Origin of the sequence: Rhodococcus sp. DK176 (genome assembly GCF_038447315.2) — a bacterium.
In the GTDB taxonomy this organism is placed as follows: Bacteria; Actinomycetota; Actinomycetes; order Mycobacteriales; family Mycobacteriaceae; genus Rhodococcus_F; species Rhodococcus_F jostii_A.
This window is the reverse complement of record NZ_CP118321.2, coordinates 3,990,638-4,016,488: the sequence shown is the minus strand read 5'-3', so window position 1 is coordinate 4,016,488 and position 25,851 is coordinate 3,990,638. Positions and strand designations below refer to the sequence as shown.

The following is a 25,851-nucleotide window of genomic DNA, read 5'->3' as shown; positions in this document are numbered from 1 at the left end:
CCTGTCTCCCGTGATCGGTACGTATCTCTCGCCGGGAAGGAAACGCTCGATGTCAGCTAGCACCGAGACACACCACGCGTCCGAGGCGGCCGTCCCCACCGCACCACGGCCCCGACCCGGCCTCGGCACGAAGAACGGGCGCCTGCACCAGGTTCCCCACATCGCGGGACTGATCCTGGGCGTCTTCTCGGTGCTCGTGTTCCTGTGGAGCATTTCGCCGGTGCTGCGCTACTACGTGCACGTGCCGCGGGAGTACGTCGACACCTACTACTTCGACGCCCCCGACACCAGCCTGTCGTGGGCTCTGGTGGTCGCGCTGCTCGCGGCGGCGCTGGCGAGTCGCAAGCGGATCGCCTGGTGGCTGCTCACGATCTACCTGGTTCTGTTCCTGATCACCAACGTGATCGTGAGCATCACGGACAAGAACGTGAATGCGATGGCCGCCGCCGTGGTCCAGGTGGTGCTGATCGGCATCCTCATCGCGGCCCGCCCGGAGTTCTACACCCGAGTCCGGCGCGGCGCCGGCTGGAAAGCCCTCGGCGTACTCATCGTCGGGCTCGCCATCGGCACGCTCCTCGGTTGGGGCCTCGTCGAACTGTTCCCCGGCACCCTGCCGCAGAATGAACGTTTCCTGTGGGCGCTGAATCGCGTGACCGCGCTCGCCGCCGCCGACAACGAACAATTCACCGGGCGCCCACACGGATTCGTCAACACCCTCCTCGGCCTGTTCGGTGCGATCGCACTTCTCGCCGCCGTCATCACCCTGTTCCGTGCCCAACGCTCCCACAACGCGCTCACCGGCAACGACGAATCGGCGTTGCGCGGGCTCCTGCTGCAGTACGGCGCGGACGACTCCCTCGGCTACTTCGCCACCCGCCGCGACAAGGCCGTCGTGTTCGCACCCAGCGGGAAGGCGGCCATCACCTACCGCGTCGAGCTCGGCGTGTGCCTGGCGAGCGGCGACCCGATCGGCGACCCGGAGGCGTGGCCCCACGCGATCGAGGAGTGGCAGGCACTCGCGTCCCAATACGGCTGGGCCACCGCCGTGATGGGCGCCAGCGAAACCGGCGCCACCGCGTACAACAAGGCCGGTCTCACCGTGCTCCAGCTGGGCGACGAAGCCATCCTCCGCACCCGCGAATTCAACCTCAGCGGGCGCGACATGCGGCAGGTCCGCCAGGCCGTCACCCGTGTCCGGCGTCAGGGCGTCACCGTCCGGATCCGCAGACACCGGGACGTCCCGGCGGAGGAGATGGCCGAGACCATCCGACTCGCGGACGCGTGGCGCGACACCGAGACCGAGCGCGGTTTCTCCATGGCCCTCGGCCGGCTCGGTGACCGCCTCGACGGCGACTGCCTGCTGGTGGAGGCGGTCGCCGAGGACGGCGAGATCGACGGCATCCTGTCGTTGGTGCCGTGGGGGCCGACCGGTGTCTCCCTCGACCTGATGCGACGCAAGCCGACGTCCCCCAACGGGGTGGTGGAGCTGATGGTGTCCGAACTGGCCACCACCTCGGATCAATTCGGCATCACCAAGGTGTCACTGAACTTCGCGGTGTTCCGCTCCGTCTTCGAGGAAGGCTCCCGCATCGGCGCCGGACCCATCCTGCGGATCTGGCGTTCGATCCTCGTCTTCTTCTCCCGCTGGTGGCAGCTCGAGGCGCTGTACCGGTCGAACGTGAAGTACCAGCCGGAATGGGTGCCGCGGTTCCTCTGCTTCGAGGACAACCGGGAACTGCTGCGCGTCGGATTCGCGTCGGCCGTCGCGGAAGGATTCGTGACCCTGCCCCGCTTCGGCCGCTCCGGAACCCGGGACGCCCTCGAGCACACCGGCACCCACGCCGCGGTCCCCGCCGCACTCGTCGCCGCCGAAGGACTGCACTCCGACGGCAGCGCACCCGGCGAAGGCCTCGCACCGACGGCGACCGGCCCGAAGCGTCCCGAGCAGGTCCGCGTCCGGCTCGACAAACTGGCCGGCCTCGCCGAACAGGGCATCGATCCCTATCCCGTCGCGTATCCGCCCAGCCACACGGTGACCGAGGCCGTGGAGTCGCCGGAGGGAACGACGGTCCGCATCGCGGGCCGCCTGCTCCGGATCCGCGACTACGGCGGCGTCGTGTTCGCGGTGGTCCGGGACTGGTCCGGCGACATCCAGATCCTCGTCGACGAGGCCCGGGTGGGTACCGACCGCATCCGGGCGTTCGCCGCCGAGTTCGACCTCGGTGACCTCGTCGAGGTCGCCGGCGTCATCGGATACAGCCGCCGCGGCGCGCTGTCGCTGCTCGCGAACGAATGGCGCATGACCGGCAAGTGCCTGCACCCCCTGCCGGACAAGTGGAAGGGCCTGTCCGATCCGGAGACCCGCGTCCGGCAGCGGTACGTCGACCTGGCCATCAACTCCGATGCCCGCCGACTGCTCGAGGCCCGCAGCGCCGTCGTGAAGTCGCTGCGCGATTCGCTCGGCGGGCGCGGCTTCCTCGAGGTGGAGACACCGATCCTGCAGCAGGTGCACGGCGGCGCCAACGCGGCCCCGTTCCTCACCCACATCAACGCCTACAACCTGGACCTGTACCTGCGGATCGCGCCGGAGCTGTACCTCAAGCGGCTGTGCGTCGCCGGCATGGAGAAGGTGTTCGAGATCGGCCGCGTCTTCCGCAACGAGGGCGTCGATTTCAAACACAATCCCGAGTTCACGATCCTCGAGGCGTACGAGGCGCACAGCGACTACGAGAAGATGATGGTGCTGTGCCGGGAGCTCATCCAGACCGCGGCGATCGCGGCGTACGGACGCGAGATCATCATGCGGCCCGGCCCCGACGGCGCGCTGGTGGAGGTCGACATCTCCGGCGAATGGCCCGTCAAGACGATGCACCAGGCGGTCGCCGAGAAGCTCGGCGTCGACGTCTCACCGGAAACGCCGCTAACGGAACTGCAACGGCTCTGCGACGAGCACGAGATCCCGTACCAGTCCACCTGGGACGCCGGCGCCGTCGCGCAGGAAATGTACGAGCACCTGGTGGAGGACTACACCGAGTTCCCCACCTTCTACACCAACTTCCCGACGTCGATGTCACCGCTCACCCGGCCGCACCCCACGATTCCCGGGGTCGCCGCGAAGTGGGACCTCGTCGCGTGGGGCGTCGAACTCGGCACCGCGTACAGCGAACTCACCGACCCGGTGGATCAGCGGAACCGGCTCACCGAGCAGTCGATGCTCGCGGCCGGCGGCGACGAGGAGGCGATGGAACTCGACGAGGACTTCCTGCAGGCCCTCGAGCACGCCATGCCCCCGACCGGCGGGCTCGGCATGGGCGTCGACCGGGTGGTCATGCTCATCACCGGCGGCAGCATCCGTGAAACCCTCGCGTTCCCCCTGGCCAAGCCGAGGCAATGACCTCCCGTGGCCGGGTGGCCGTCGCGGCACTGCTGATCCTCGGCGCCATCGGCTACGCGTCGTGGCTACTCGAATTCGTCCTCGGCACCGGCATCGATCCGCTGCGGGGGTACGCGAGCGAACTCGCCGCCGCGGACCAGCCGTACGGAATCTGGTTCCGGACCGGCGACCTGCTGACCGGATGCATCGTCGCCGTGGCCGGGGTGCTCGGACTGTCGCGGTACTCGCAGGGCTGGGTGACGGCAGTCGGGTGGCTCGCGCTGATCGTGTTCGCGGTCGCGACCATCACGGATTCGCGCCTGCCGATGAGTTGCGCGGCGACCAACGACCCCGTCTGCGCCGCGCGCGAGGCCGCCGGACACCTGCCGCTCACCCATGATCTGCACGCCGTGACCAGCGCGTCCGCCTCGACGGGTGGCGTGGTGTCGTCCCTCGCGTTCCTGTTGGCCGCGTTCCGCTACGGCTGGCCGGCCTGGTTGAAAATTACCGGCGTGGCCGTGGCCACGGTGTTCGTCGGGGGCACGATATGGACGCTGACGGCCGCGGGACTGCGCGGCGACCAGGACGCCTGGCTCGGGCTCGGCCAGCGCGTCCAGCTGCTCGCCTTCTGCGGATGGCTGATCTTCGTGGCGCTCAGCGTGATTCACGTCACCCCGGAAAGGGATGGTTCCACGTGAAACGTCCTGGGGAAATGGTCGCGGGAGTGCACGTGGTGGTCGACGGCGAGGGCCCACCCGTCGTCCTCTACGGCGGCCTGGGCGGGAACTGGTTCGACTGGGACGAGGTGACCGAGTTGCTGTCCGGGAGCTGCCTCGTGGTGCGGATCGATCGTCCAGGGTACGGCTTCAGTCCCCCGTCCGCCGAGCGGCCGTCCGCCCGCGGCGAGGCCGGAAGAATCGCCGACGTCCTCGACGCGCTGTCCGTGACCACCCCCGCGGTGCTCGTCGGCCACTCGCTCGGCGGCATCTACGTCGAGGCCTTCGCCCGGCTGTACCCCGACCGAACCGGCGGCGTGATCCTGCTGGACGCCACCGTCACGGCCCATCCGCACCGCGTGGTCCCGACCCGATGGCGCGTCACGATCGGCAGGCGGGTGGCCCGAACGGCCACCAGGGTGGGTCTGCAACGCCTCCTCGGGCCCACGGTCCGCCGGATCCTGAACCACTCGACACCCCCCGACGGAATCGCGCCGGGCACCCGTCGATGGGTCGAGCGGATCTACCGCGAGCCGGCGTATCTCGAATCCTCGATCGTCGAGAACGCGTCGTACCCGGCGCTGGCGCAGGAGCTGGCCGCGCTGCGCGAGACCACGACGATGACGGCGCCCGTCGTCGTGGCCGCCGCCCACACCGGACGTCCGACACCGTGGGGGTCGGCGTGGATCCGCATGCAGAGACAGTTCGCTGACTTCCTCGGTGCCGCGTTCCGCGTCGTGCGTCCCGCGCACCACCACGCCATGATCGATCAGCCCGGCCAGATCGCGGCACTGGTACGGGAGCTGGCAAGCTGATCGACGTGCAACTGCTACTGATCCGCCACGCGCTGCCCGAGCTCGTCACCGCGTCCGACGGGCGCGCGGACCCCGCACTGACCGAGGAAGGTCACGCCCAGGCCAAGCGGCTGCCTGCCGCGCTGGCCCCGTACCGCATCGCCCGGATCGTGAGCAGCCCGCAGCGACGGGCACTCGAGACGGCGGCACCGGTCGCCGAGGCCCTCAACCTGCCCGTCACCGAGTACGTCGGCCTCGCGGAATACGACTACGACCTCGACCACTACATCCCGTTCCACGAGGCGGAGGCGCGGGCGCCCGAGGCCTTCGCCCGGATTCGGGCCGGCGAGTTCCCGAAGTCCGTCGACGCCGACGCATTCCGGACACGGGTCTTCGAGTCCCTCGGCCGCATCGTCGACGAGTCCGGCCACGAGGACACCGTCGCCGTATTCGCCCACGGCGGCGTCATCAACGTGTTCCTGCAGGACCTGCTCGGGCTCGACCGGCCCCTCGTGTTCCCGATCGAGTACGTCTCCATGACCCGGGTGCTCGTCTCCCGCAGCGGTGAGCGGCGAGTGGCGTCGGTCAACGAGACCGGTCACGTCAGGGACATGCTGCGCCGATGAGCGGTCGCTAGAGGCCCGGGATCCGGGGCAGCGGGGGGAGCGGAGGCGGCGGCGGGAGGGTCGGCAGCTGAATCTGCGGCAGACCCGGAATGAGGGGACGCGGGGCGGGGGCAGGCGCGGGAGCGGGCTCCGGCACGCTCGCCTCCTCCTGGACCGGGCCCGGAACCGACACCGCGGCCGACGGCGGTGGCGTCGACACCGGTGCCGGTGCGGGCGACGGAGAGACGTCCACGTCACTCGGCTGAGTGGCGACCGGACGTGCGTCACCGCCGGAGCTCTGCAGGTGGCTGCCACCGACGCCGAGACCGAGACCGATCACGGCGACGACGGCCAGCGCACCGCCCACCAGCGCGCCCCCACGGATCACCGGTCTTGCGAATCTCTCGGCACCGATGCGATCCGAAGTATCCGAGCGTTCCTGCGCCAGCAGCGCAGCGCCCTCCGCGGCCACCAGTTCCGGCTGCGCCGGCACGATCACCGGGAGCGCGAGCCACGATTCCATCAGAGACGCGACCAGCGGAATATGCGCGCCGCCCCCGATCAGAACCACCGCGTCCGCAGCACGCCCGGACGATTCGATCACCTCGCGGGCCAGACGCGCCGACGCCTCGACGTGGCGCACGATCAGCGAGTCGAGAATGTCCTGCGAGAGCAGGAGCAGACCGCCGTCGCCGGGCACACACACCGCGGTGTTGGTGGACAGCTCTTCCTTGGCGCGGCGGCAACGGGCGTCGAGCGCCGACTCCGCGGCCTCGTCGGCCGGTGGCGCGATGCGCTTCTCGCCCAGCTGATGGTCGCGGATCAACCGGTCGACGAGATCACCGCTGATCTCGTCGGTGCGCGCCGTCCCGAGCACCGCGCCGGTGAATCGGTCGACGACGTTGACGGTGAGGCCGGAGCTGCCGAGGTCGTAGAACACGAGCGTCGCATGGTCGCCGAGCTGCCCCGACTGCTCGAGCATCCGGAGCGCGGCCGTCACTTCCGGTACCAGCCGGCAGTCGATTGCGGCCTGCACGGCAGCGGCCTGCGTCTCGTCCCGGTACGCGACACCGAAGACCTGCACGTCGTCGACGGGCCGCTCGGCCATCACCGTTCCGATGGCATCGGCAACCACGTGTTCCGGGTGCTCGCGGGCGGCGTCCACCGGAAACGACCGGAAGACGGCCCTCTCGTCGTCCGGATACGCCACGCGTACCGCGCTGGCACCCACCGATACACCGAGAACTGAGACCATGGAAAGACTATAACGGTTTGATCACGGAACGCGTGTCGGAGCCTCGCTGCCGCCGGCTTTGTTATACGGGCTCAGAGCCCGGGGATCCGGGGAAACTCCGGCATGGGGAGCGGTGCCGGCGGCGGAATGGTCGGCAGCTGAATCTGCGGCAGACCCGGAATGAGCGGAGCAGGTTCCGGTGCGGTCGGCGGAGCCGACGTGTCGGACGGCACGACACTCTGACCCTCGGGGGCGGCCGGTGCCTGAGTCGAACTCTGCGCCTGCGGCTGGTACGTGGTGCGCACCTCGGTCTGCGGCGGGATCACCGGCTGCTCGTCGACCACCGATGGGGCGGCCTCCGAATGTGGGGCCACATCCGTGGTCGTCGTGGGCTGCGGCGGTATCACTTGCCTCGCTTCCGGTGCCTGCGTGTTCGACTGCGTGGCGGCGGGCTGTGGGTCCTGCTCCGAACCCTGCAGGAGGTCGGTGCCGACGCCGAGTCCGAGACCCACCACGGCGACCACGGCCACCACACTGCCGGCGAGGACGAGGCCACGACGCTTCCGGACCGGCGCGTACTCCTCGACCTGTGTCTCGGGCTCGGGCTCCAGCTCCAGCTCGGACTCGAGCTCCAACTCCGGCTCGGGCTCCGGCTCGAACCGGTGCTCCGGCGCCGCCGCCCCGACGAACTCGTCGGACGTCGGGCGCGCCAGCAGGGCAGCACCCTCGGCCGCCACCAGCTCGGGCTGCGCGGGGACGATCACCGGAAGGTCGAGCCAGGACTCCATCACGGATGTGACCAACGGAATGTGCGCGCCGCCGCCGATCAGCACCGCAGCGTCGGGAAGGCGACCCGAGCGGCGAATGACCTCGCGGGTCAGGCGCGCCGACGTCTCGACCGGGCCCACGATGAGCGAATCGAAACTGTCCTGCGACAGGAGAAGAAGCCCGCCCTCGCCCGGCATGCACACGGCGCCGTTCGTGGACAGCTGCTCCTTCGCATCCCGGCACCGCGCGGCCAGCGCGAGCGCGGCCGCCGCGTCGGCAGGGTGCGCGAAGCGGTGCAGTTCGAGTTGGTTGTCACAGATCAGCCGGTCGACGAGGTCGCCGCTGATCTGGTCCGAACGCGCACTGCTCAGCACCAAGCCGGTGTCTCGGTCGACCACGGTGACGGTGAGACCCGAACTGCCGAGGTCATAGAACACGAGCGTCGAGTGGTCGCCGAGTTCTCCGGACATCTCCAGCATCTGGAGCGCGGCCGTCACTTCGGGGACCAATTGGAAGTTGCCGATCTGCAGCCTCGACATCGCAGCCTGCACGGCACCGGCCTGCGCCTCGTCCTGGTATGCGACACCGATGGCCTGCACCTCGTCGGCTTCGTCGCGCTCGGCGAGGACCGTCCCGATGGACTCGGCAGCCAGTTCCTCCGGCCGTTCGAGTGTTGCGGTCACCGAGCGCGATTGGAAGATCGGCGTTTCGAGAGTCACGGCGTCGTGGCACGCGAAGCGCACCGCGCTGGCGCCTACCGATACACCGAGAACTGAAGTCATGACGCCGACTATAACGGTTCGGTCACGGGTCTCGCGCATGAAGCAGACCGGACGGCACGTCAGGCGCTTTTTTTGCCGTACCCCCGTGACGCACATCGGGTTCCCGTTCGCGCCATCGACGTCGAAAGCTGCGGAAACGCAGGCCCGCGTGGCGGTATCCGCAACACGCCGCGACTTGTCACGGTCGTGTACGGATGCAGCGCCGGCGTAAAAACACACGACCGCCCGGTCGCGGTGATCCGGCCGCGGTCAGTCGGTTCCGGCGGCAACGTCGACGTGGGCGCCGAACCACTGCAGCGTGCGAGCCCAACCGTCCCGGGCGGCCGCCTCGTTGAACACGGCAGGACGGTCGTCGCAGTGGAAGCCGTGTTCGGCCTCGGCGTAGCGGACGATCTCGGTGTCCACCGGGGCGTGCGCGACCGCGTCACGCAACTCCTCGACTTCCTCGGTCGGAATCCCCTTGTCGCGGTCGCCGAACAGGCCGAGCCACGGCGTTCGGAGCTGCCCGGCGACGTCGAGTTGCGACGGATATCCGAATCGTCCCTTCGCGACGCCACCGCCGTAGAAACTCACCGCCGCCCCGAGTTCGAGGCGCGCCGCCGTGTGGAACGCGACCGTTCCGCCCATGCAGAATCCGACGATCGCGGTGTTCCGCGGGTCGATCGAGGCCGCCGACAGAGCCGCGACGGCCCCGTCGACGTCCTCGTCGATGTGCGCAGCGGTGAGCTCACCGATCAACGACATCGCCGACGTCATGTCGTCGTACTCCAGCACCGGATCGCCGCTCCGGTGGAACAGGTGCGGCGCGACCGCGTGGTATCCGGCGTCGGCGAAACGACGGCAGACGTCGACGATGTGCCCGGTGACGCCGAACGCCTCCTGGATCACGACTACACCGCCGCGGACGGGACCTTCGGGGGTGATGCTGGTGAGTGGTGTGGTCACGAATTACGACTCTAGGAAACCGGCTTCAGCGGGTGGATCGCCGGTGCCCCGGCGAGGTGCTCACCGAACGTCCCGAGCGCGGCCTGGAAGTGCGGCGACTTCATGTGCGCGTCGACCGCCTCCTGACCGGTCCACACCTCGACGGTGACGAAGGTTCCCGCGACCGCGGCTGATTCGAACACCTCGTACGAGATGCAGCCCTCTTCCTTGCGGCTCTCCGCGGCCAGCGCGGACAGTCCGCCGCGGACGGTGTCCTCGGAACCGGGCTTGGCAGGAATGGTCGCTACGACATGCAGATCGGACATCGACTCCCTTTCGTGAACGCCACCTCGTGTGGCCCGTCTCACGTAAGCACAGTTGGGTCGGCTAGGAAACCCGAAGTCGCGTCAAATAATCGGCGACCTTCGGTTCGTCCCAGCCGTGCGCTTCACGGAGACCGTCCGCGATGGTCGCGAGATAGGCGGGCGCCGGCGCGTTCCGGGCGACGACGTCACCGCGGGCCCGGGTGGTGAACGTGCACATGGGGACACCGTTGCGGGAGCCGAGAGTGACGAGACGGTCGTAGCAGGCGGGTTCCTGCGCGTGGATGTCCTCGAACTGTTCCTGTGTCACCAGGAATGCGCGGGCCGCGACGGAGCCGGGCGCGTCGGGGTCGTAGAACGCGCGGCCGCCGCCCCAGATCCGCGACTCTCCCGCGAAGAACACCGAGCCGGGTATCACCACCGGTATCGACTCGCGCGGGGCGCTCCCGTCGCGGGCACCCGCGTGCACGAGATTGCCCCCGGCCGGGCAACCACCACGCAGGTAGCAGGTCAGACGCGTCGTCGCCATGTTCGATCCATAGCTGACGTACCAGATCAGCACACAAACGACCGTACTCGGACAAGATGGTCACATGAATCTTCTCGGCGAAGTCAGGGGCTGGCGCAGCGGTTCGCGGAAGCATCACCGCCTGCGGGACCTCGACGGCACCCTCGTCGTGATCACCGGCGGTGGCAGCGGGATCGGCCGCGAGACGGCGCTGGCGTTCGCGTCCGAGGGTGCCGTCGTGGTGGTCGCCGACCGCGATCTCGAATCCGCGCAGCAGACCTCCGATCTCATCAACTCCGCCCAGATAAAGGGCGGTGGTGCGGTGGCCATCTTCGGTGGCGGCTCCCACGCCTATCAGGTGGACGTCGCGGTGGAGGACGAGGTGCAGCGCTTCGCGGAGCAGGTGCAGGCCGAGCACGGCACCCCCGACATCGTGGTCAACAACGCCGGGATCGGATACTCGGGCACGTTCACGAAGACCCCGCAGAAGGATTTCGAGCGGGTGATGGACGTGAATTTCTGGGGTGTCGTCTACGGCTCTCGCGCGTTCTCCCAGCAGATGATCGACCGCGGAACCGGTGGGCACATCGTCAACCTGTCGTCCGCCGCGGCCTTCACGCCGCAGAAGCGGCTCACCGCGTACGCGACGAGCGAGGCCGCGGTGTTCATGCTGTCGGACTGTCTCCGTGCGGAATTGGTGAACCATGGCATCGGCGTCAGCGCGATCTGTCCCGGACTTGTCCACACCAACATCGTCAAGGCCACCGACTTCGCCGGAGCCACACCGGAGGACCAGGCGAAGATGCGGGACCGGGCCGACAAGCTCTACCGCAGACGCGGTTTCACCCCTGACCGGGTGGCGACGCAGATCGTGAGGGCCGTCAAGCACAACAAGGCCGTCGTCCCCGTCACGCCCGAGGCCAAGTTCGGGCGGGCGCTGAGCCGCCTGGCCCCGGGCAGCATGCGGCTCGGCGCCCGCTTCGACCTCGGCTGATCCGAACCGTCAGGGGGTGGGGGCCTGCACCCGGCCGGTGTAGGCGTCCATGCTGTGGTACACACCGAGCCGGTCGGCCAGACGGTCCCAGGCACGTACGGGCAGGACGGCTTTCGCCACCCGCGACAGATACAGCGACCGCGGCAGCATCAGCAGCGGCTTCCCCTGTTTCATCGCCCGCCAGGACCGGGCCGTGACGTCCTCCGGGCTGAGGATCGGGGCGAACAGGGGATTCTTCACACCGTCGAACATGCCGGTGGAGATGTAGCTCGGGCACACGGTGGTGACCTTGACATGCCCGTGACCGGCCTGGACCAGTTCGAGTCGCAGCGAATCGCTCCAGCCCAGGACAGCCCACTTCGACGCCGCATAGACGGCCATCCTCGGTGTCGCCACGGTCCCCGCGGCCGAGGCGATGTTCACGATGCGGCAGTCCCGGCCGCGGTCCTCGATCATGGCGCGCAGGAACTCGTTGGTCACGTACATCGGCGCGAGTGTGTTGACGTCCATCACGAATTTCGTGTCCGACTCGTGGTCGTGATCCCAGAAGTACTTGCCGCGCACCACACCGGCGTTGTTGACGAGCACGTCGGGACGACCGAACGCACCCCGCACCTCGGCGGCCGCCGCGCGGACGGAATCGAGGTCGGCGACGTCGACGACGTGTGCGCTGACGGTGCACCCCGATTCGCGCACTTCCTGCGCCGTGGATTCGAGCGCGTCGGCGTCGATGTCCCACAACACCACCGTGCCCGCGTGGTCGGCGGCGGCGAGGCGGGCGAAGAGACGTCCCATCCCCATTGCCGCCCCGGTGATCAGGACCGTCTTGCCCGCTGCCGAGAATGCCACGTCATGCTCTCCTTCGATCGATACAGGCCGGGTCGGCGGGCTCGTGGTAGAGGGTTTCGATCCGGTGCTTCAACGTCACCTGTGCGCGTCGCAGCGCCTGCCACACCACCGGTGCGGCCACACCGCCGAGCAGTTGTCCGGCCGGTCTGCCGGGACGGTGGTAGCGGAAGTCGACGGTGAGCGCCGTTTCGTCCGGGCTGAGCGCGTCGAATGTCCAGACCGATCCGTGCACGCCGTGATCGGCCTCGACGACGAGCCGGCGGCCCGGATCCGACGCGACCACCCGGGCGCGGGACGGCAGCGAGATCGCACCGGCTACGGTGTCCGGATCACCGAGGTACTCGAACGCCATCGCGGGCGGAACGACGATGACCGTGGTGCTGCGTAAGCCGATCGGCGAACGCCCGGGGCTGCGGGGGCCGGACAGGCAGAGCTGAATGGACAAGACGGATATCCCAACGTGTCGACGTCCGAGGCGAAGAGTGTGTGGTACATCTATGTACCGCATACTGTCGACGGTATACGGAAACGCAGCGACAGGGAAGACTACGATTCGATTCGATGACAAAACCCCAGCAAGACGCCGGTGACGGGCGCGCTGCCCGGTGGCGCGGCCAACGCGAGAAGCGGCGCTCGGAGTTCGTCGAACGAGCACTCGTCGCCATCGACGAAGAAGGCCCCGACGTGTCGGTCGCAACGATGGCCGTGTACGCCGAGGTCGCGCGAACCCGCATCTACCGGCACTTCGACGACAGCACCGACCTCAAGAACGCCGTCGCCCGGCGGGTCGCGGCGATGATGCTCCTCGAATACGCGCCCGTGATCACCGTCGACGGCGCACCGCGCGCCATCCTCACCCGCGCCGCCCGCACCCACCTCGACTGGGTCACCGAACACGCCAACCTGTACCGCTACCTGACGTCGTTCTCCCCCGCGGCCGGAGAGGTGCGGCGGGCCATCAGCACCGCGGTCTCCGACATGCTCCACCCCTACCTGGACGCCCTCGGCGCCGCCGCCACCGCGACACCACTGGCCAATGCGCTGATCGGGATGGTCGAGTCGGTGTCCGCCGAGTGGATCGACCGCCCGGGCAGCACCGACGTCGGCGCGTTGACCGAACAGCTGGCCGCGTGGGCGTGGGCGCTAGTCGACACCACGATGCGCAGCCGCGGCGCGGTCCTCGACCCGGACAGTCCCCTACCGGCCCCCGACGACCTCCGCACGTGAGTGGGAAAGCGTGCCGGACACTTTCGCACTCACGTGCGGGACCAGCGGGTCAGGTACTCGCGCTCGGTGGCGGTGATGCGGCGTAGCCGCTGGGCATCGACATCCGCGACGGCCATCTGAGTGGTGGCGGTGACGGCAGGCGGGTCGGTGATCGGAGTACGCGCACCCCGCACCTCGTAACCGATGGTGAAGTCGACCGCCCGGTGTTTCGCGATCCACATCGTGATCCGCAGGGGACTGTCGGAGTGCCGCAACTGTCCCCGGTACTTCACGTGGATGTCGGCGATGAATGCGCTCGTGATGAGCGACGAGTTCTCACTGCCCTCGCTGAGCAGCCAGTCGATCCGGGCCTCCTCGAGCAACGTCACCATCCGCGCATGGTTGATGTGCTGGAAGGCGTCCATGTCGGACCACCGGACGGTCACGAAGGCGTCGTAGCCGACGACGGCGGCAGAGGTGTCAGTCACGTCGGACATCATCCCCTGCCGCCGTCGGCCGAACTCACGCGATGTCGCGCAACCAGTTCCTCAGCCACGCCGTGGCGGGCGTGCCCGATCCGTCGACGGCGTAGCGGGTGTAGTCCTGGTGAGCCTGCGACTTGTAGAACTGCTCCAACTCGTCGATGCGCCTCTCGTTGGACTGCTCGTCCAGCTGAGCCATCAGGGCCGGCACACCGCCGACAGCGAGGATGTCGTTCCAGATCGCGAGCGCTTCCTGCTGGTAGCGGCCGAACAGCGTCGGCGTCGGATCCGACGTCTGCGCGAGGAATCCGGCGAGCCTGGTCACGAAGTCTTCCTTCGGCGTGGAGCAGTACAGGTCGCCGTACGCGCAGAAGGTCCGGGTGTTCTGGCTGACCCAGCCGAACCCGCCGATGCGGGGACCACCGGCGCCGCTGCCGGCGACGGGAGGTCCGACGAGGGCGTCGGTCGGCGACCGCCGCGGATCGGAGACGAGTCCGACGGCCGCGATCTTGTCGGCGGGGACGACACCGAGGCCGGTGCCGATCTCCGCAGCGAGATCACCTGCGGCGTCGGCGCCCTGGCTGTAACCGATGATCGACAGCTTGGTGTCGGGGCACTGCTGCGACATCGACGACAGCATGCCCTTGGCATTGCTGACCGCCTGCGCCTTCGAGCGCCCGTACACCTCGGACTCCCACGGGAAGGCCGTGGCGGCGTACGTGACGTAGTCGGTGCGGATCGACGACGGCAGACCGTTCGTCACCGCGGACAACAGACCCGGCGTCGGCCTGACATTGTCCTTGGTGGACGTTTCCCACGTCCCAGGAATCGCGACCACGTACAGACTCGGGCAGGGGTCCGCGTTCGCTACTGCGCTCGTGCCCACCACACCCGATACCACCGGGATGGCTGCCGCAGCAGCCACTGCGGTCAGAAATGCAATAACCCGTTTCATTGCCATGGCCTCAACCTGTTCTCCCCTTCGCCGTCCTGCAGACGGGATGCTGCCAGGGCGACGTGACCTAAAGATGCACGATCGGTAAATGAACGTTACCGACCGAACGTGACCCCCGCACGATAAACCGACACCCCGGTAGGAAAACCTACCGGGGTGCGGATTGTACGAGCAGTTACAGCTACCGCTGCGGGGCGGTGGTGGTCTCGATCGGAGACGGCAGCGCCGACTCGCCCTCGAGGTACGCATCGACCGCGGCGGCCGCGGAGCGACCCTCGGCGATGGCCCACACGATCAGCGACTGACCACGTCCCATGTCGCCGGCCACGAAGACGCCGTCGACGTTGGTGGCCCACTTCGCGGAGCGGGCGACGTTGCCGCGCTCGTTGAGGTCGACGCCGAGATCGGTGAGCAGGCCCGGCTTCTCGGGTCCGACGAAGCCCATCGCCAGCAGCACGAGGTCGGCCTCGAGCTCGAAGTCCGAACCCTCCACCTTCTCGAAGCGACCCGACTTCATCTCGACCTCGTGGGCCTTCAGCGCGGTCACCTTGCCGTCGACACCGACGAACCGTTCCGTGTTCACGGAGAAGAGGCGTTCGCCGCCCTCCTCGTGCGCGGACGCGACCCGATACATCAGCGGGTACGTCGGCCACGGGGTGTGCTCGGCGCGGGTCTCGGGCGGTCTCGGCATGATCTCGAACTGGTGAACGCTCTCGGCACCCTGACGGTGCGAGGTGCCTAGGCAGTCCGCGCCGGTGTCGCCGCCGCCGATGATGACGACCTTCTTGCCTTCCGCGGTGATGGTGGGCTTCTCCAGGTCGCCGAGCTGCACGCGGTTGGCGATCGGCAGGAACTCCATCGCCTGGTGGATGCCGTCCAGCTCGCGGCCGGGGATCGGCAGGTCGCGGGCCTCGGTGGCACCGCCGGCCAGGACCACGGCGTCGAACTGCTCGCGCAGTGCGTCCGCGGTGATGTCGACGCCCACGTTGACACCCGTCTTGAAGACGGTGCCCTCGGAGTTCATCTGGTCGAGACGGCGGTCGATGTGCCGCTTCTCCATCTTGAACTCGGGGATGCCGTACCGCAGGAGCCCGCCGATGCGGTCGGCCCGCTCGAACACGGTGACCATGTGCCCGGCGCGCGTCAGCTGCTGCGCTGCAGCGAGACCCGCGGGACCGGAACCGACGACGGCGACCTTCTTGCCCGTCGACCGCGTCGGGTGCACCGGCTTGACCCAGCCCTCGTCGAAGGCGCGGTCGATGAGCTCGACCTCGACCTGCTTGATGGTGACGGGGTCCTGGTTGATGCCCAGGACGCACGACGCCTCACAGGGTGCGGGGCACAGCCGCCCGGTGAACTCCGGGAAGTTGTTGGTCGCGTGCAGACGCTCGATGCCGTCGTGCCACCGGTCCCGGTACACCAGGTCGTTCCACTCGGGAATCAGGTTCCCCAGCGGACAGCCGTTGTGGCAGAACGGGATACCGCAGTCCATGCACCGGCTGGCCTGAGTCTTCAGGGTGTCCGGCGAGAACTCCTCGTAGACCTCGTTCCAGTCGAGCAGGCGCAACGGCACCGGCCGGCGAACCGGAAGTTCGCGTGACGTGTGCTTCAGGAAGCCGCTTGGATCACCCACGAGCTGCCTCCATCACTGCCTCGTCCACGTTCTTTCCATCCTTCTTCGCGGCCTCGATGGCCAAGAGCACCTTCTTGTAATCGCGGGGCATCACCTTCGCGAAATGGTTGACCTGCTGCGACCAGTCGGACAGGATGCGCGCGGCAACCTCCGAGCCCGTCTCGTCGCGGTGACGCTCGATGGCGGACTTCAGCCAGGTGAAGTCGTCACCCGTCAGGTCCTCGAGATCCACCAGTTCCGTGTTGAGGTTGTCCTCGAACACCTTGTCCGGGTTGTAGACGTACGCGACACCACCGGACATGCCGGCGCCGAAGTTACGTCCCGTCGCACCGAGGATGACGACCTTTCCGCCGGTCATGTACTCGCAACCGTGGTCGCCGACTCCCTCCACCACCGCGGTGGCGCCGGAGTTGCGGACCGCGAATCGCTCGCCGACGACACCGCGGAGCAGAGCCTCACCGCTCGTGGCACCGAACAGGATCACGTTGCCGCCGATGATGTTGTCCTCGGCGACGAAGCCGGGGGCGGTCTCCAGCGGCGGACGCACCACGAGGCGTCCACCGGACAGGCCCTTGCCGACGAAGTCGTTGGCATCGCCGTGCAGGCGCAGAGTCATGCCCTTGGGGACGAACGCGCCGAAGCTGTTACCGGCCGAACCGGTGAACGTGATGTCGATCGTGTTGTCCGGCAGGCCCTCGCCGCCGTACGCCTTCGTCACCTCATGGCCGAGCATGGTGCCGACCGTGCGGTTGACGTTGGTGATCGGCGACTCGAACGTGACCTTCTGGCCCTTGTCGAGAGCGTTGCGGCTCTGGACGATCAGCTGCTGGTCGAGTGCCTTGTCGAGGCCGTGGTCCTGGGTGCCTGTGCAGTACAGGTCCTGGTCCATGAACGCCGACTCGGTCTCGTGCAGGATCGGCGACAGGTCGAGGTTGCCGGCCTTGCTGCCCTTCCAGTGCTCGAGCGCCTTCGTGGTGTCGAGGACGTCGACCTGTCCGACGGCCTCGTCGAGGGTGCGGAAGCCGAGCTCGGCGAGGAGCTCTCGCACCTCTTCGGCGATGAAGAGGAAGAAGTTCTCCACGAACTCCGGCTTGCCGCTGAACCGCTTGCGCAGAACCGGGTTCTGCGTGGCGACACCCACGGGGCAGGTGTCGAGGTGACAGACCCGCATCATGATGCAGCCCGACACCACCAGCGGAGCGGTCGCGAAACCGAACTCCTCGCCGCCGAGCAGCGCGGCGACCATGACGTCGCGGCCCGTCTTGAGCTGGCCGTCGACCTGCACGACGATGCGGTCGCGCAGACCGTTGAGCAGCAGCGTCTGCTGGGTCTCGGCGAGGCCGAGCTCCCACGGGGCGCCCGCGTGCTTCATCGACGTCAGCGGGGTGGCACCGGTGCCACCGTCGTGACCGGAGATCAGCACGACGTCCGCGTGTGCCTTCGACACACCGGCGGCGACGGTGCCGACACCGACCTCGGACACCAGCTTCACGTGGATCCGCGCCTGCGGGTTGGCGTTCTTCAGGTCGTGGATCAGCTGCGCGAGATCCTCGATCGAGTAGATGTCGTGGTGCGGCGGCGGCGAGATCAGCCCGACGCCGGGCGTGGAGTGCCGGACCTCGGCCACCCACGGGTACACCTTGTGCGCCGGCAGCTGGCCGCCCTCACCGGGCTTCGCTCCCTGCGCCATCTTGATCTGGATGTCGGTGCAGTTGGTCAGGTAGTGCGACGTGACACCGAAGCGTCCCGACGCGACCTGCTTGATCGCGGACCGCCGCCAGTCGCCGTTCTCGTCCGGGGTGAAGCGGGCCGGGCTCTCGCCGCCCTCACCGGAGTTGGACCGGCCGCCGAGGCGGTTCATGGCGATGGCGAGGGTCTCGTGCGCCTCGGCGGAGATGGAGCCGTAGCTCATCGCACCCGTCGAGAAGCGCTTGACGATCTCGGTGGCGGGCTCGACCTCGTCCAGCGGGACGGGCTCGCGCACGCCCTTCTTGAACTCGAAGAGGCCGCGCAACGCTGCGAGGCGCTCGGACTGGTCGTCGACCAGCTTCGTGTACTCCTTGAACACCTCGTACTGCCCGGTGCGCGTGGAGTGCTGCAGCTTGAACACCGTGTCCGGGTTGAACAGGTGGTACTCGCCCTCGCGACGCCACTGGTACTCGCCGCCCACCTCGAGCTCGCGGTGCGCGCGCTCCTCGGGACGGTCCAGGTACGCGTTGGAGTGGCGCACCGCGACATCGGCGGCGATCTGGTCGAGACCGATGCCGCCGAGGCTGGACTGCAAGCCGGTGAAGTACTCGTCGACCAGTTCCTGCGACAGGCCGATGACCTGGAACAGCTGAGCGCCGGTGTAGGACGCCAGGGTGGAGATGCCCATCTTGGACATCACCTTGAGCACACCCTTGCCCGCGGCCTTGATGTAGTTCTGGATGGCCTTGTCGAGGCTGACGCCCTGCAGTTCGTTGTTCTGCACCGCCTCGTCGACGGTCTCGAACGCCATGTACGGGTTGACCGCTGCCGCACCGAAGCCGATGAGGAGCGCCATGTGGTGCACCTCGCGGGCGTCGCCGGCCTCGACGATGAGGCCGACCTTGGTGCGGGTCTTCTCACGCACCAGGTGGTGGTGCACGGCCGACGTCAGCAGCAGCGACGGGATGGGCGCGTACGTCTCGTTCGACTCACGGTCGGACAGGACGACGAGGCGCGCACCGCCGGCAATGGCCTCCGACACCTGGTAGCGGACGTCGTCGAGGGCCTTGCGCAGGCCCGCGCCGCCCTCCGCGACCGGGTACAGACCGCGGACGATGACGCTGCGGAAGTTCGGGAATTCGCCGTCGTCGTTGACGTGAATGAGCTTCGACAGGTCGTCGTTGTGCAGGATCGGCTGCGGCAGGAAGATCTGCCGGCAGGACTCCGCGGTGGGGTGCAGCAGGTCGTGCTCGGGACCGATGGTGCCGCCGAGGCTGGTGACGACCTCCTCGCGGATGGCGTCGAGCGGCGGGTTCGTGACCTGCGCGAACAGCTGCGAGAAGTAGTCGAACAGCATCCGCGACCGCGAGGACAGCACGGCGATCGGGGTGTCGGTACCCATGGAGCCGAGCGCCTCGGCGCCGGAGAGCGCCATCGGCTTGACGAGGAGGTTGACCTCTTCGTTGGTGTACCCGAACATCAGCTGACGCAGCACGACGCGTTCGTGCGACATGTAGGTGTACGGGCGGTCCGGCAGGTCGTCCATGTGGGTCAGACCCTGGTCGAGCCACTCCTGGTAGGGGTGCTCGGCGGCCAGTTCCGACTTGATCTCGTCGTCGCTGATGATGCGGCCCTCGGCCGTGTCGACGAGGAACATGCGGCCGGGCTGCAGCCGGATCTTCTTCACGACGGTGGCGGGGTCGATCGGCAGGACGCCGACCTCGGAGGCCATGACGACGAGGCCGTCGTCGGTCACCCAGAGGCGCGAGGGACGCAGGCCGTTGCGGTCCAGGACGGCACCGATGACGGTGCCGTCGGTGAAGCACACCGACGCCGGTCCGTCCCACGGCTCCATGAGCGACGAGTGGTACTGGTAGAACGCCCGCCGTGCGGGGTCCATGCTCTCGTGCCGTTCCCAGGCTTCCGGGATCATCATCAGCACGGCGTGCGGCAGGCTGCGGCCACCGAGGTGCAGCATCTCGAGCACCTCGTCGAACCGCGCGGTGTCGCTGGCGCCGTTCGTGCAGACCGGGAAGATCTTCTCCAGCTGGCTGCGCCGATCCTTGCCGGGCCCAACCTCTCCTGACCCGCCGAAGATGTCGCTGTCGATGAGCGCCTCACGGGCACGCATCCAGTTCTCGTTGCCGGTGACGGTGTTGATCTCACCGTTGTGGGCCACGCGCCGGAACGGGTGGGCCAGCGGCCACGACGGGAACGTGTTGGTGGAGAAGCGCGAGTGCACGAGGCCGAGGGCCGACTCGAGCCGCTCGTCCTGCAGGTCCAGGTAGAAACCCTTGAGCTGCGGGGTGGTCAGCATGCCCTTGTAGACGAACGTCTGGCTCGACAGGCTGGGGAAGTACACGGTCTCGCGACCGGGGCCGTCCTTGCCGGCGCCTTCGCTGCCCAGCTCGTGCTCGGTGCGCTTACGGACCACGTAGGCGCGACGCTCTAGGTCGAGTCCGGTGAGGGCGTCGTTCTCGCTGCCGATGAAGATCTGCCGGAACGTCGGCATGGCGTCGCGGGCCAGTGCGCCGAGCGACGAGTCGTCGGTGGCGACCTCACGCCAGCCGAGGACCTTCAGGCCCTCGCTCTCGACGATCTTCTCGACGGCGTCGGCTGCGCGCTGCGCGTCGGCCTTGCTCTGCGGCAGGAACGCGATGCCGGTGGCGTACGTGCCTTCCGCGGGCAGCGGAAAGTCGACCACGGCGCGGAAGAACTTGTCCGGGACCTGGAGGAGGATGCCGGCGCCGTCACCCGTGTTGGGTTCGGAGCCCGCGGCACCACGGTGCTCGAGGTTCACCAGCGCGGTGATCGCCTTCTCGACGATGTCCCTGCTGCGGCGGCCCTTCATGTCCACGACGAACGCGACACCACAGGAATCGTGCTCGTTCGACGGGTGATACAGCCCCTGGGGGCCTGGAAGTTGCTTCATACCTAGCCTTCGTATGCCAAAAGATGCACCGACGACCAGCAGCGCTGATGGCCATCAACTTGCAAAGCAGGTGCCGTCACGACGTGATCGGCACCACCGATCGGCTATCGCCCTTTTGCAGCACGCTGGGTGTGGTCCTCGCACCGGGCGACGTGGCTTTTCGGTCGGGTCGGACTTTCGTGGGTCCAACGTGTAACGAAAACGATAATTCAGAACCCCCGACGAAACACAACTTAGGTTGGCCTATTCACCCTCTGAACTGGGCATTGTCGAGGGCGGACCTCGTCCGACTGCACTGAGTACATGTTAAGTGAGCGCGCCGAGCACCGCTGTAATTCCCGCAGTCGGATCGAAATCGAGATCCGGGACGGTGAGTTGATGAAGGATTACACCGTCCAGGTAGTCGGTGATCACCACTGCGTCGGAAGCCGGGTTCCTCGATCCCACGAGTTCCAGCATGTCCGCGCCCCATTCTACGAGCACTCGGCGCGCCGACCCGATCTTCGCGTCCAAGCCCGGTGTCACGGACGCCTCGACGAAGAGCGCGTAGCGGGCACTCGTGCGCACGCGGTCCGGACCAGTGGAGAAACTCACGAAGGCAACCAGCGCCTCGACCAGTGCGTCTCTGCTGTCGGGCCGGAGGTGCGCGAACTTCTGCCAGTCCTCCCGGTCACGTTCGACGAGCCGTGTGACGATCCCCTCGAGCAGCGCGCCCCGGCTACGGAAGTAGTTGGACGTCGACCCCTGCGGCATTCCGACCAGCTCGTCGACACCCCGATGGGTGAGAGCCCGGACGCCTTTCGTGCCGAGCAGCTCGATGGCGGCGTCGAGCACCTGCTCCCGTTTGTCTGCCATACCCCGACACTACAACGGTAGTAAATTCACTACACCCGTAGTAGTCTGGTGGTCGTGACGCACTCCGCAGCAGTCCTCGGCGGCGGCATCGGCGGACTCGCCGTCGCCCGCTACCTGTCCCGCGCCGGCTGGCACGTCGATGTCTACGAGCGTGCCGACACCCTGCCCACGTCGGGCACCGCACTCGGCATGTGGCCGCAGGCCCTCGACGCGCTGGACGCGATCGGCGCAGGTGATCGGGTTCGCACGCTGGGATCACCCCAGCACCGCGGTTCGCTCCTGCGCCCCGACGGATCCGTGATCGGCACCATCGACAACCGCAACCGCACCGCCTACCTGCTGTCTCGGCCCGCTCTGCTGGCCACACTGGCCGAGGCCCTGCCCGACGGCATGATCTCGTTCGGCACACCGGCACCCGCCCTCGACGCGCTGACGGACCACGACGTCGTGATCGGTGCGGACGGTCTGCGCAGCCCGACCCGCCGACAACTGTTCGGCGAGAAGTTCGAGCCACGGTACGTAGGCGCGACCGCCTGGCGCGGGTGGGTGCCCGGCCATCGCGACACCGTCAGCGAAACCTGGGACACGGACGCACTTTTCGGCATCACCCCGCGCGACGGCGATCTCGTCAACTGGTTCGCGTGCGTCCGCACCGACGCAGGCCACCCCGGCGGCCTCGACTACCTCCGGTCACGGTTCGGGAACTGGCACGCAGACGTCCGGGCAGTACTGGATGCCGCCACTCCCGACGCGATGCTCCACCACGACCTGTACGAGTCGCCCGCGCTGCCGTCGTACGTGGCGGGCAACGCGGCCCTGCTCGGCGACGCGGCCCACGCGATGGCGCCGAACCTCGGCCGGGGCGCCTGCGAGGCCCTCGTCGACGCGGTCGCGCTCGGCCGATTCCTCACCGCCGACACCGACATTCACACCGCGCTGCGCCGGTACGACCGTACGCGGCGGCCCGCGACGCGGCGGCTGGTGCGTGGATCGCGCGCCATGTCCTCCGTCGCGATGACCGGCCGTCTCCGTCCGCTGCGCGATCTGTCGGTGAAGCTGGCCGCGGGCCTGGCCTGACCGGAATGCGGGGGCGCGGGAACGCTTGCCCGTCTGGTACTTTGCCGCCGTAGGGGGACGAGAAAGAACCGGGGGCGGTCATGGGGGCGGTGGACGACGGCTGCGGCAGTGTGCCGGCAGCACGGACGTATCTCATCGGGGAAACAACACATCCACCTGGTCGGTGGAGGCATTCTGCTGTGTTCGCTTCCCTCTTTCGGTGCCTCTGAACTGCACCACTCTTGCGTTTGCTTCGTCAGCACCAGTCCGTTCGATCACCATGTCCATTCGACTTCGGGAGTGAAAGACTTGAGAATCCGCATGCACGCTCTGGCAGCCGCTGTTTCGGTGTCCGCCGCAGCACTGCTCGGCGCCGCGACGGCACACGCCGCTCCGACCACCCCGCCGTCCACGTCGCAGCCGGGCGTCACCGACCCCTCGGCCACGCCCACCACGTCGCAGCCCGACGTGACGGTCCCGACGACACCGCCCACCACGTCGCAGCCGGGCGTCACCGACCCGGCCGCTCCGGCCGCGGCACCGCCCGCTCCCCCGCAGGCTCCGCTGGCGGTGCCGGGTGTCGAGACGGTCGTGCCTGCTGCTCCCGACCTGGCAGCGCCCGCCGCCGAGGGAGCCGTCGACGAGGCACCGGCCGCCCGGCCGGCGACCGTGTGGATCGACCCCGACGACATGCCGAAGGCACACCAGGCACCCGTCGCCCCCATACTTCCGGTGCCGAAGCCGGTCGTCGAGGTGAACGCCGCCGTCGACACACTGGTCGGCGCGGTGCCCGTGGCCGTCAACGGACGCCAGTACGGCAACCCCGAGGGCTACGTCGGCACCATCGGCTGGCGCGTCGGCAACGCCACCGGCACCGCGGGCATCGCCGTCGACCCGTCCTCGCCGACGGCGGCCACCGTCTCCGCGTTCTCGGCCGATTCCCACGCCGAGCACCCCACCAATTGGTCTGCGCCCGTCGACGTCACACCCGTCGCCGCCGCGATCACGGATGCGGCCCACCGGTACCCGGCGTTCGGGGAGCTGGTTCGGACGATCGCGTCCCTGCCCGCACCGCAACTGCCGCAGCTGCAGTCGACCGACAGCGGTCCGGCCACCACCACGATCGGCGGTGTGAACGTGCGCAGCCAGGCGACGCTGCACGTGTGATCCGAATCCCTCGCGCGGAGCCCGCCCGGGGTCGGCTCCGCGCGAGGGAATGAGGTGTGGAGGATTCAACTGTGACAGAACCGCCGAACAGGGCACCCCTCGACCGCTTCTCGCACTGGTTCCCGCCGTTCGCGTCGGCCCCGGCACCGAGGCCGACGGCTCCCGCCGCGGAACCCGAGCAGCAACCCCCGGCTCCGACGTGGCTGACCGCGGGCGACGAGCCTGATCCCGCACCACCTGTTCGCGGTAATCAGAGGCTCGTGGTCGCGGGCGCCGCCGCGGCGCTCGCCGTCCTCGCCGGTGTGGCCGCCGTGTTCGCCTCGACGTCCGATGATGCGAGCGGAACTCCCGTCGCCGCTACAGATTCCGGCTGGTGCGTCGAATCCCGCGACGGCTCGACGGCTGTCGGCAACGGTCCCGGCGGGACGTCCGGCGGCGTCGCCGCGATCCTGGCCTTCGACCACGCGTACTACGTCGCACGCAGTGGCACGAAAGCCCGCGAGGTGGTCGCCCCCGACGCGCCGCTGGGGTCCGCCGAGTCCATCCAGGGCGGCATCGAGTCGGTGCCCGCGGGCACCGAGCACTGCCTCGCCATCACCGAAACCGAACCCGGCCGCTACGCGGTGACGCTGTCGGAACTGCGTCCGGACGGGTCGACGAAGAAGTACGAGCAGGTCGTGACCACCGCCGACCGCGACGGTCGCACGTACATCACATCCATTGGAGACGCGAAGTGACCGACCAACTGCTGCACGCACTTCCGGTGTCCACCCTCGTCCTCGGGGCGTGCGGCGGAGCCGGCGCAACCACGACGACGCTGGGGCTCGCCAACACCGCGGCAGCTCGCGGCGGCGCGGTCGTGGCCGTCGACGCGACACCCGCGGGCGGCGACGTCGCCGAACGCGGCGCCGATGCCGTGCTCTCCGTGAGCGGCCTCGAGCAACTGGTGGCGGCCGGCCCCGTCGCGGACGACGTGTTCGACGGGTACTGCTCCCGCACGAGTGCCGGGACCCGCATCCTGAGCCGCATCGGGAATCGGACCGCGTCGGACGGTGAATTCCACACTCTCACAGAGTCGCTGCGCGCTCGCGGAGTGAGTGCCGTCCACGACCTCGGCCATCGGTTGCGTGCCGCGTACCTCGCGCCGCTCCTGGCTACTCCGTCGCCCATCGTCCTCGTCGTGCCGTGCCGGGCGGACGCGTTCAACCGCCTCCGCTCCGGGTTGCAGTCGATCGGTAACACGCTCGGTGAACCCGGGCTCGCCCGCACCGTCGTCACCGTGTCGAATCAGGACGCCACCGGCTGGCAGGTGGACGTCGACCTCCTCCGCGAGTACCTGGGCGGACAGGTGTGGGGCGTCGAGACCATCCCCTACGACGAACATCTGGGCATGGGGATCGTCATCGATCACAGCCGGCTGGGACCGGACACCCGGGCGGCGTACGACCGGGGTGTCCGCGGCGGCGTCGGCCGTGGTCGAAGGTCGTCCGGAACGGGTCTGAAATCGCGACCACTTACCTACATCCGCCCACGATTCAGTCAGCTGCACCCGCAATTGCAGCGCGTTTGACCAATCGGTGTGCAAACGCGAAGGCCCGCGCCCCCTCACGCCTCCAGCAGCCCCTTCAACCTCTGTAGGTCGGCGGTGACGGCTGCTGCGTCCTGCGCGAATTCTTCGGCGGTGACGCCGTCGCGTCGCCGGATGGTGAAGACGACTTCGCTGTGGTCGCCGTCGGGGATGACGCGCACGGGGTTGTAGACGGTGTCGCCGCCCGGGAGGGTGACGTCGTGGTCGAGGACGCCGTAGTCGTTGGCGGGTGCGAAGGTCACGGCGACCTGTCCCATCGGGGAGTCCGCGAGCCAGCGGTCGCCGTCCCGGGTGATGTTGGTGCTCAGGCCGGCCGCCCAGGCGGGGAGGTTGGCGGGGTCGCTCGCGTAGGCGTACACGTCGGCGGCGGTCCGAGCGATGAACACACTGACATGGGTTGATTCGGTGGTCATGACTC

The 25,851-nt window shown here is 68.5% G+C and carries 23 protein-coding genes; 10 read left to right on the top strand and 13 right to left on the bottom strand.

Going from position 1 to position 25,851, the window contains the following annotated elements; all coding sequences use genetic code 11:
• Positions 1-49: 49 nt before the first annotated feature.
• Genes lysX through PSR88_RS18915 form a run of 4 tightly spaced genes read left to right on the top strand, consistent with a single transcriptional unit; the run spans position 50 to position 5,509 of the window.
• The gene (gene lysX, locus PSR88_RS18930) at positions 50-3,394 is read left to right on the top strand and encodes a bifunctional lysylphosphatidylglycerol synthetase/lysine--tRNA ligase LysX (protein ID WP_011596305.1); all 3,345 of its coding nucleotides are present in this window, start codon (positions 50-52) and stop codon (positions 3,392-3,394) included.
• A complete protein-coding gene (locus PSR88_RS18925; protein ID WP_016884686.1) occupies positions 3,391-4,071 on the top strand; it encodes a DUF998 domain-containing protein in 681 nt (226 codons plus the stop codon). The genes lysX and PSR88_RS18925 overlap by 4 nt, the downstream gene beginning before the upstream one ends.
• Positions 4,072-4,085: 14 nt before the next feature.
• The gene (locus PSR88_RS18920; protein WP_016884687.1) at positions 4,086-4,904 is read left to right on the top strand and encodes an alpha/beta fold hydrolase; all 819 of its coding nucleotides are present in this window, start codon (positions 4,086-4,088) and stop codon (positions 4,902-4,904) included.
• A gap of 5 nt (positions 4,905-4,909) precedes the next feature.
• Positions 4,910-5,509: a histidine phosphatase family protein gene (locus PSR88_RS18915; protein WP_016884688.1), complete on the top strand. Its 600-nt coding sequence runs from the start codon at positions 4,910-4,912 to the stop codon at positions 5,507-5,509.
• A gap of 7 nt (positions 5,510-5,516) precedes the next feature.
• Here PSR88_RS18915 and PSR88_RS18910 read toward each other — a convergent pair whose 3' ends face one another.
• From PSR88_RS18910 to PSR88_RS18890, 5 genes are all read right to left on the bottom strand, one after another.
• Entirely contained in the window at positions 5,517-6,743 is a 1,227-nt protein-coding gene (locus tag PSR88_RS18910) for an Hsp70 family protein (RefSeq protein WP_016884689.1), read from the bottom strand.
• A gap of 71 nt (positions 6,744-6,814) precedes the next feature.
• On the bottom strand, positions 6,815-8,272 hold the full coding sequence (locus tag PSR88_RS18905; protein WP_016884690.1) for an Hsp70 family protein: 1,458 nt from the start codon (positions 8,270-8,272) through the stop codon (positions 6,815-6,817).
• Between the two features lie 249 nt (positions 8,273-8,521).
• Entirely contained in the window at positions 8,522-9,217 is a 696-nt protein-coding gene (locus tag PSR88_RS18900) for a dienelactone hydrolase family protein (RefSeq protein ID WP_009476797.1), read from the bottom strand.
• Between the two features lie 11 nt (positions 9,218-9,228).
• The gene (locus PSR88_RS18895; protein WP_009476796.1) at positions 9,229-9,522 is read right to left on the bottom strand and encodes a putative quinol monooxygenase; all 294 of its coding nucleotides are present in this window, start codon (positions 9,520-9,522) and stop codon (positions 9,229-9,231) included.
• A 61-nt stretch (positions 9,523-9,583) separates the two neighbouring features.
• Complete coding sequence (locus PSR88_RS18890; RefSeq protein ID WP_009476795.1) at positions 9,584-10,081, bottom strand: hypothetical protein; 498 nt, start codon at positions 10,079-10,081, stop codon at positions 9,584-9,586.
• 31 nt (positions 10,082-10,112) lie between these two features.
• Between PSR88_RS18890 and PSR88_RS18885 the strand changes: the two genes are divergently transcribed.
• Positions 10,113-11,021, top strand: a complete 909-nt coding sequence (locus PSR88_RS18885; RefSeq protein ID WP_016884691.1) for an SDR family NAD(P)-dependent oxidoreductase — start codon at positions 10,113-10,115, stop codon at positions 11,019-11,021.
• Between the two features lie 9 nt (positions 11,022-11,030).
• Here the strand turns inward: PSR88_RS18885 and PSR88_RS18880 are convergent, their stop codons facing one another.
• Together PSR88_RS18880 and PSR88_RS18875 are read right to left on the bottom strand one after the other, a co-directional pair.
• Complete coding sequence (locus tag PSR88_RS18880) at positions 11,031-11,870, bottom strand: SDR family oxidoreductase (RefSeq protein WP_016884692.1); 840 nt, start codon at positions 11,868-11,870, stop codon at positions 11,031-11,033.
• 1 nt (position 11,871) lies between these two features.
• Positions 11,872-12,315: a hypothetical protein gene (locus PSR88_RS18875; protein ID WP_016884693.1), complete on the bottom strand. Its 444-nt coding sequence runs from the start codon at positions 12,313-12,315 to the stop codon at positions 11,872-11,874.
• 116 nt (positions 12,316-12,431) lie between these two features.
• Here PSR88_RS18875 and PSR88_RS18870 point away from each other — a divergent pair, with 116 nt between their 5' ends.
• On the top strand, positions 12,432-13,097 hold the full coding sequence (locus PSR88_RS18870; RefSeq protein ID WP_016884694.1) for a TetR/AcrR family transcriptional regulator: 666 nt from the start codon (positions 12,432-12,434) through the stop codon (positions 13,095-13,097).
• A 29-nt stretch (positions 13,098-13,126) separates the two neighbouring features.
• Here the strand turns inward: PSR88_RS18870 and PSR88_RS18865 are convergent, their stop codons facing one another.
• The 5 genes from PSR88_RS18865 to PSR88_RS18845 all read right to left on the bottom strand — a co-directional run bounded on the left by PSR88_RS18865 (position 13,127) and on the right by PSR88_RS18845 (position 21,622).
• Positions 13,127-13,576 carry an acyl-CoA thioesterase gene (locus tag PSR88_RS18865; RefSeq protein WP_016884695.1) on the bottom strand — a complete coding sequence of 150 codons (450 nt, stop codon included), beginning with the start codon at positions 13,574-13,576 and terminating at the stop codon, positions 13,127-13,129.
• A 22-nt stretch (positions 13,577-13,598) separates the two neighbouring features.
• Positions 13,599-14,513: a cutinase family protein gene (locus tag PSR88_RS18860; protein WP_009476789.1), complete on the bottom strand. Its 915-nt coding sequence runs from the start codon at positions 14,511-14,513 to the stop codon at positions 13,599-13,601.
• A 181-nt stretch (positions 14,514-14,694) separates the two neighbouring features.
• Positions 14,695-16,146 carry a glutamate synthase subunit beta gene (locus PSR88_RS18855; protein ID WP_009476788.1) on the bottom strand — a complete coding sequence of 484 codons (1,452 nt, stop codon included), beginning with the start codon at positions 16,144-16,146 and terminating at the stop codon, positions 14,695-14,697.
• Positions 16,139-20,767 (bottom strand): glutamate synthase large subunit, encoded by a 4,629-nt coding sequence (gene gltB / locus PSR88_RS18850; RefSeq protein WP_009476787.1) that lies wholly within the window; start codon positions 20,765-20,767, stop codon positions 16,139-16,141. Before gltB ends, PSR88_RS18855 begins: the two co-directional genes overlap by 8 nt.
• 306 nt (positions 20,768-21,073) lie before the next feature.
• Positions 21,074-21,622 carry a TetR/AcrR family transcriptional regulator gene (locus tag PSR88_RS18845; RefSeq protein ID WP_011596291.1) on the bottom strand — a complete coding sequence of 183 codons (549 nt, stop codon included), beginning with the start codon at positions 21,620-21,622 and terminating at the stop codon, positions 21,074-21,076.
• Positions 21,623-21,676: 54 nt separating this feature from the next.
• On the opposite strand from PSR88_RS18845, the gene PSR88_RS18840 reads away from it, so the two are divergent.
• The 4 genes from PSR88_RS18840 (at position 21,677) to PSR88_RS18825 (ending at position 25,415) form a co-directional block, all read left to right on the top strand.
• The gene (locus tag PSR88_RS18840) at positions 21,677-22,699 is read left to right on the top strand and encodes an FAD-dependent oxidoreductase (RefSeq protein WP_237724208.1); all 1,023 of its coding nucleotides are present in this window, start codon (positions 21,677-21,679) and stop codon (positions 22,697-22,699) included.
• 300 nt (positions 22,700-22,999) lie between these two features.
• A complete protein-coding gene (locus PSR88_RS18835) occupies positions 23,000-23,845 on the top strand; it encodes a hypothetical protein (protein ID WP_029539737.1) in 846 nt (281 codons plus the stop codon).
• Positions 23,846-23,916: 71 nt separating this feature from the next.
• Positions 23,917-24,582: a hypothetical protein gene (locus tag PSR88_RS18830; RefSeq protein ID WP_237724209.1), complete on the top strand. Its 666-nt coding sequence runs from the start codon at positions 23,917-23,919 to the stop codon at positions 24,580-24,582.
• Positions 24,579-25,415 carry a hypothetical protein gene (locus tag PSR88_RS18825; RefSeq protein ID WP_237724210.1) on the top strand — a complete coding sequence of 279 codons (837 nt, stop codon included), beginning with the start codon at positions 24,579-24,581 and terminating at the stop codon, positions 25,413-25,415. The genes PSR88_RS18830 and PSR88_RS18825 overlap by 4 nt, the downstream gene beginning before the upstream one ends.
• Positions 25,416-25,450: 35 nt before the next feature.
• On the opposite strand, the gene PSR88_RS18820 is transcribed toward PSR88_RS18825, so the two are convergent.
• Positions 25,451-25,846 carry an SRPBCC family protein gene (locus PSR88_RS18820; protein WP_029539738.1) on the bottom strand — a complete coding sequence of 132 codons (396 nt, stop codon included), beginning with the start codon at positions 25,844-25,846 and terminating at the stop codon, positions 25,451-25,453.
• Positions 25,847-25,851: the final 5 nt, after the last annotated feature.

Excerpts from the sequence above, each read along its gene's own strand:
- PSR88_RS18835 (WP_029539737.1), top strand. The coding sequence starts at position 23,000 with ATGCACGCTCTGGCAGCCGCTGTTTCGGTGTCCGCCGCAGCACTGCTC.
- PSR88_RS18920 (WP_016884687.1), top strand. The coding sequence starts at position 4,086 with ATGGTCGCGGGAGTGCACGTGGTGGTCGACGGCGAGGGCCCACCCGTC.
- PSR88_RS18820 (WP_029539738.1), bottom strand. The coding sequence starts at position 25,846 with ATGACCACCGAATCAACCCATGTCAGTGTGTTCATCGCTCGGACCGCC.
- PSR88_RS18910 (WP_016884689.1), bottom strand. The coding sequence starts at position 6,743 with ATGGTCTCAGTTCTCGGTGTATCGGTGGGTGCCAGCGCGGTACGCGTG.
- PSR88_RS18860 (WP_009476789.1), bottom strand. The coding sequence starts at position 14,513 with ATGAAACGGGTTATTGCATTTCTGACCGCAGTGGCTGCTGCGGCAGCC.
- PSR88_RS18865 (WP_016884695.1), bottom strand. The coding sequence starts at position 13,576 with ATGATGTCCGACGTGACTGACACCTCTGCCGCCGTCGTCGGCTACGAC.
- PSR88_RS18845 (WP_011596291.1), bottom strand. The coding sequence starts at position 21,622 with ATGGCAGACAAACGGGAGCAGGTGCTCGACGCCGCCATCGAGCTGCTC.
- PSR88_RS18905 (WP_016884690.1), bottom strand. The coding sequence starts at position 8,272 with ATGACTTCAGTTCTCGGTGTATCGGTAGGCGCCAGCGCGGTGCGCTTC.
- PSR88_RS18870 (WP_016884694.1), top strand. The coding sequence starts at position 12,432 with ATGACAAAACCCCAGCAAGACGCCGGTGACGGGCGCGCTGCCCGGTGG.
- lysX (WP_011596305.1), top strand. The coding sequence starts at position 50 with ATGTCAGCTAGCACCGAGACACACCACGCGTCCGAGGCGGCCGTCCCC.
- PSR88_RS18895 (WP_009476796.1), bottom strand. The coding sequence starts at position 9,522 with ATGTCCGATCTGCATGTCGTAGCGACCATTCCTGCCAAGCCCGGTTCC.
- gltB (WP_009476787.1), bottom strand. The coding sequence starts at position 20,767 with ATGAAGCAACTTCCAGGCCCCCAGGGGCTGTATCACCCGTCGAACGAG.
- PSR88_RS18925 (WP_016884686.1), top strand. The coding sequence starts at position 3,391 with ATGACCTCCCGTGGCCGGGTGGCCGTCGCGGCACTGCTGATCCTCGGC.
- PSR88_RS18885 (WP_016884691.1), top strand. The coding sequence starts at position 10,113 with ATGAATCTTCTCGGCGAAGTCAGGGGCTGGCGCAGCGGTTCGCGGAAG.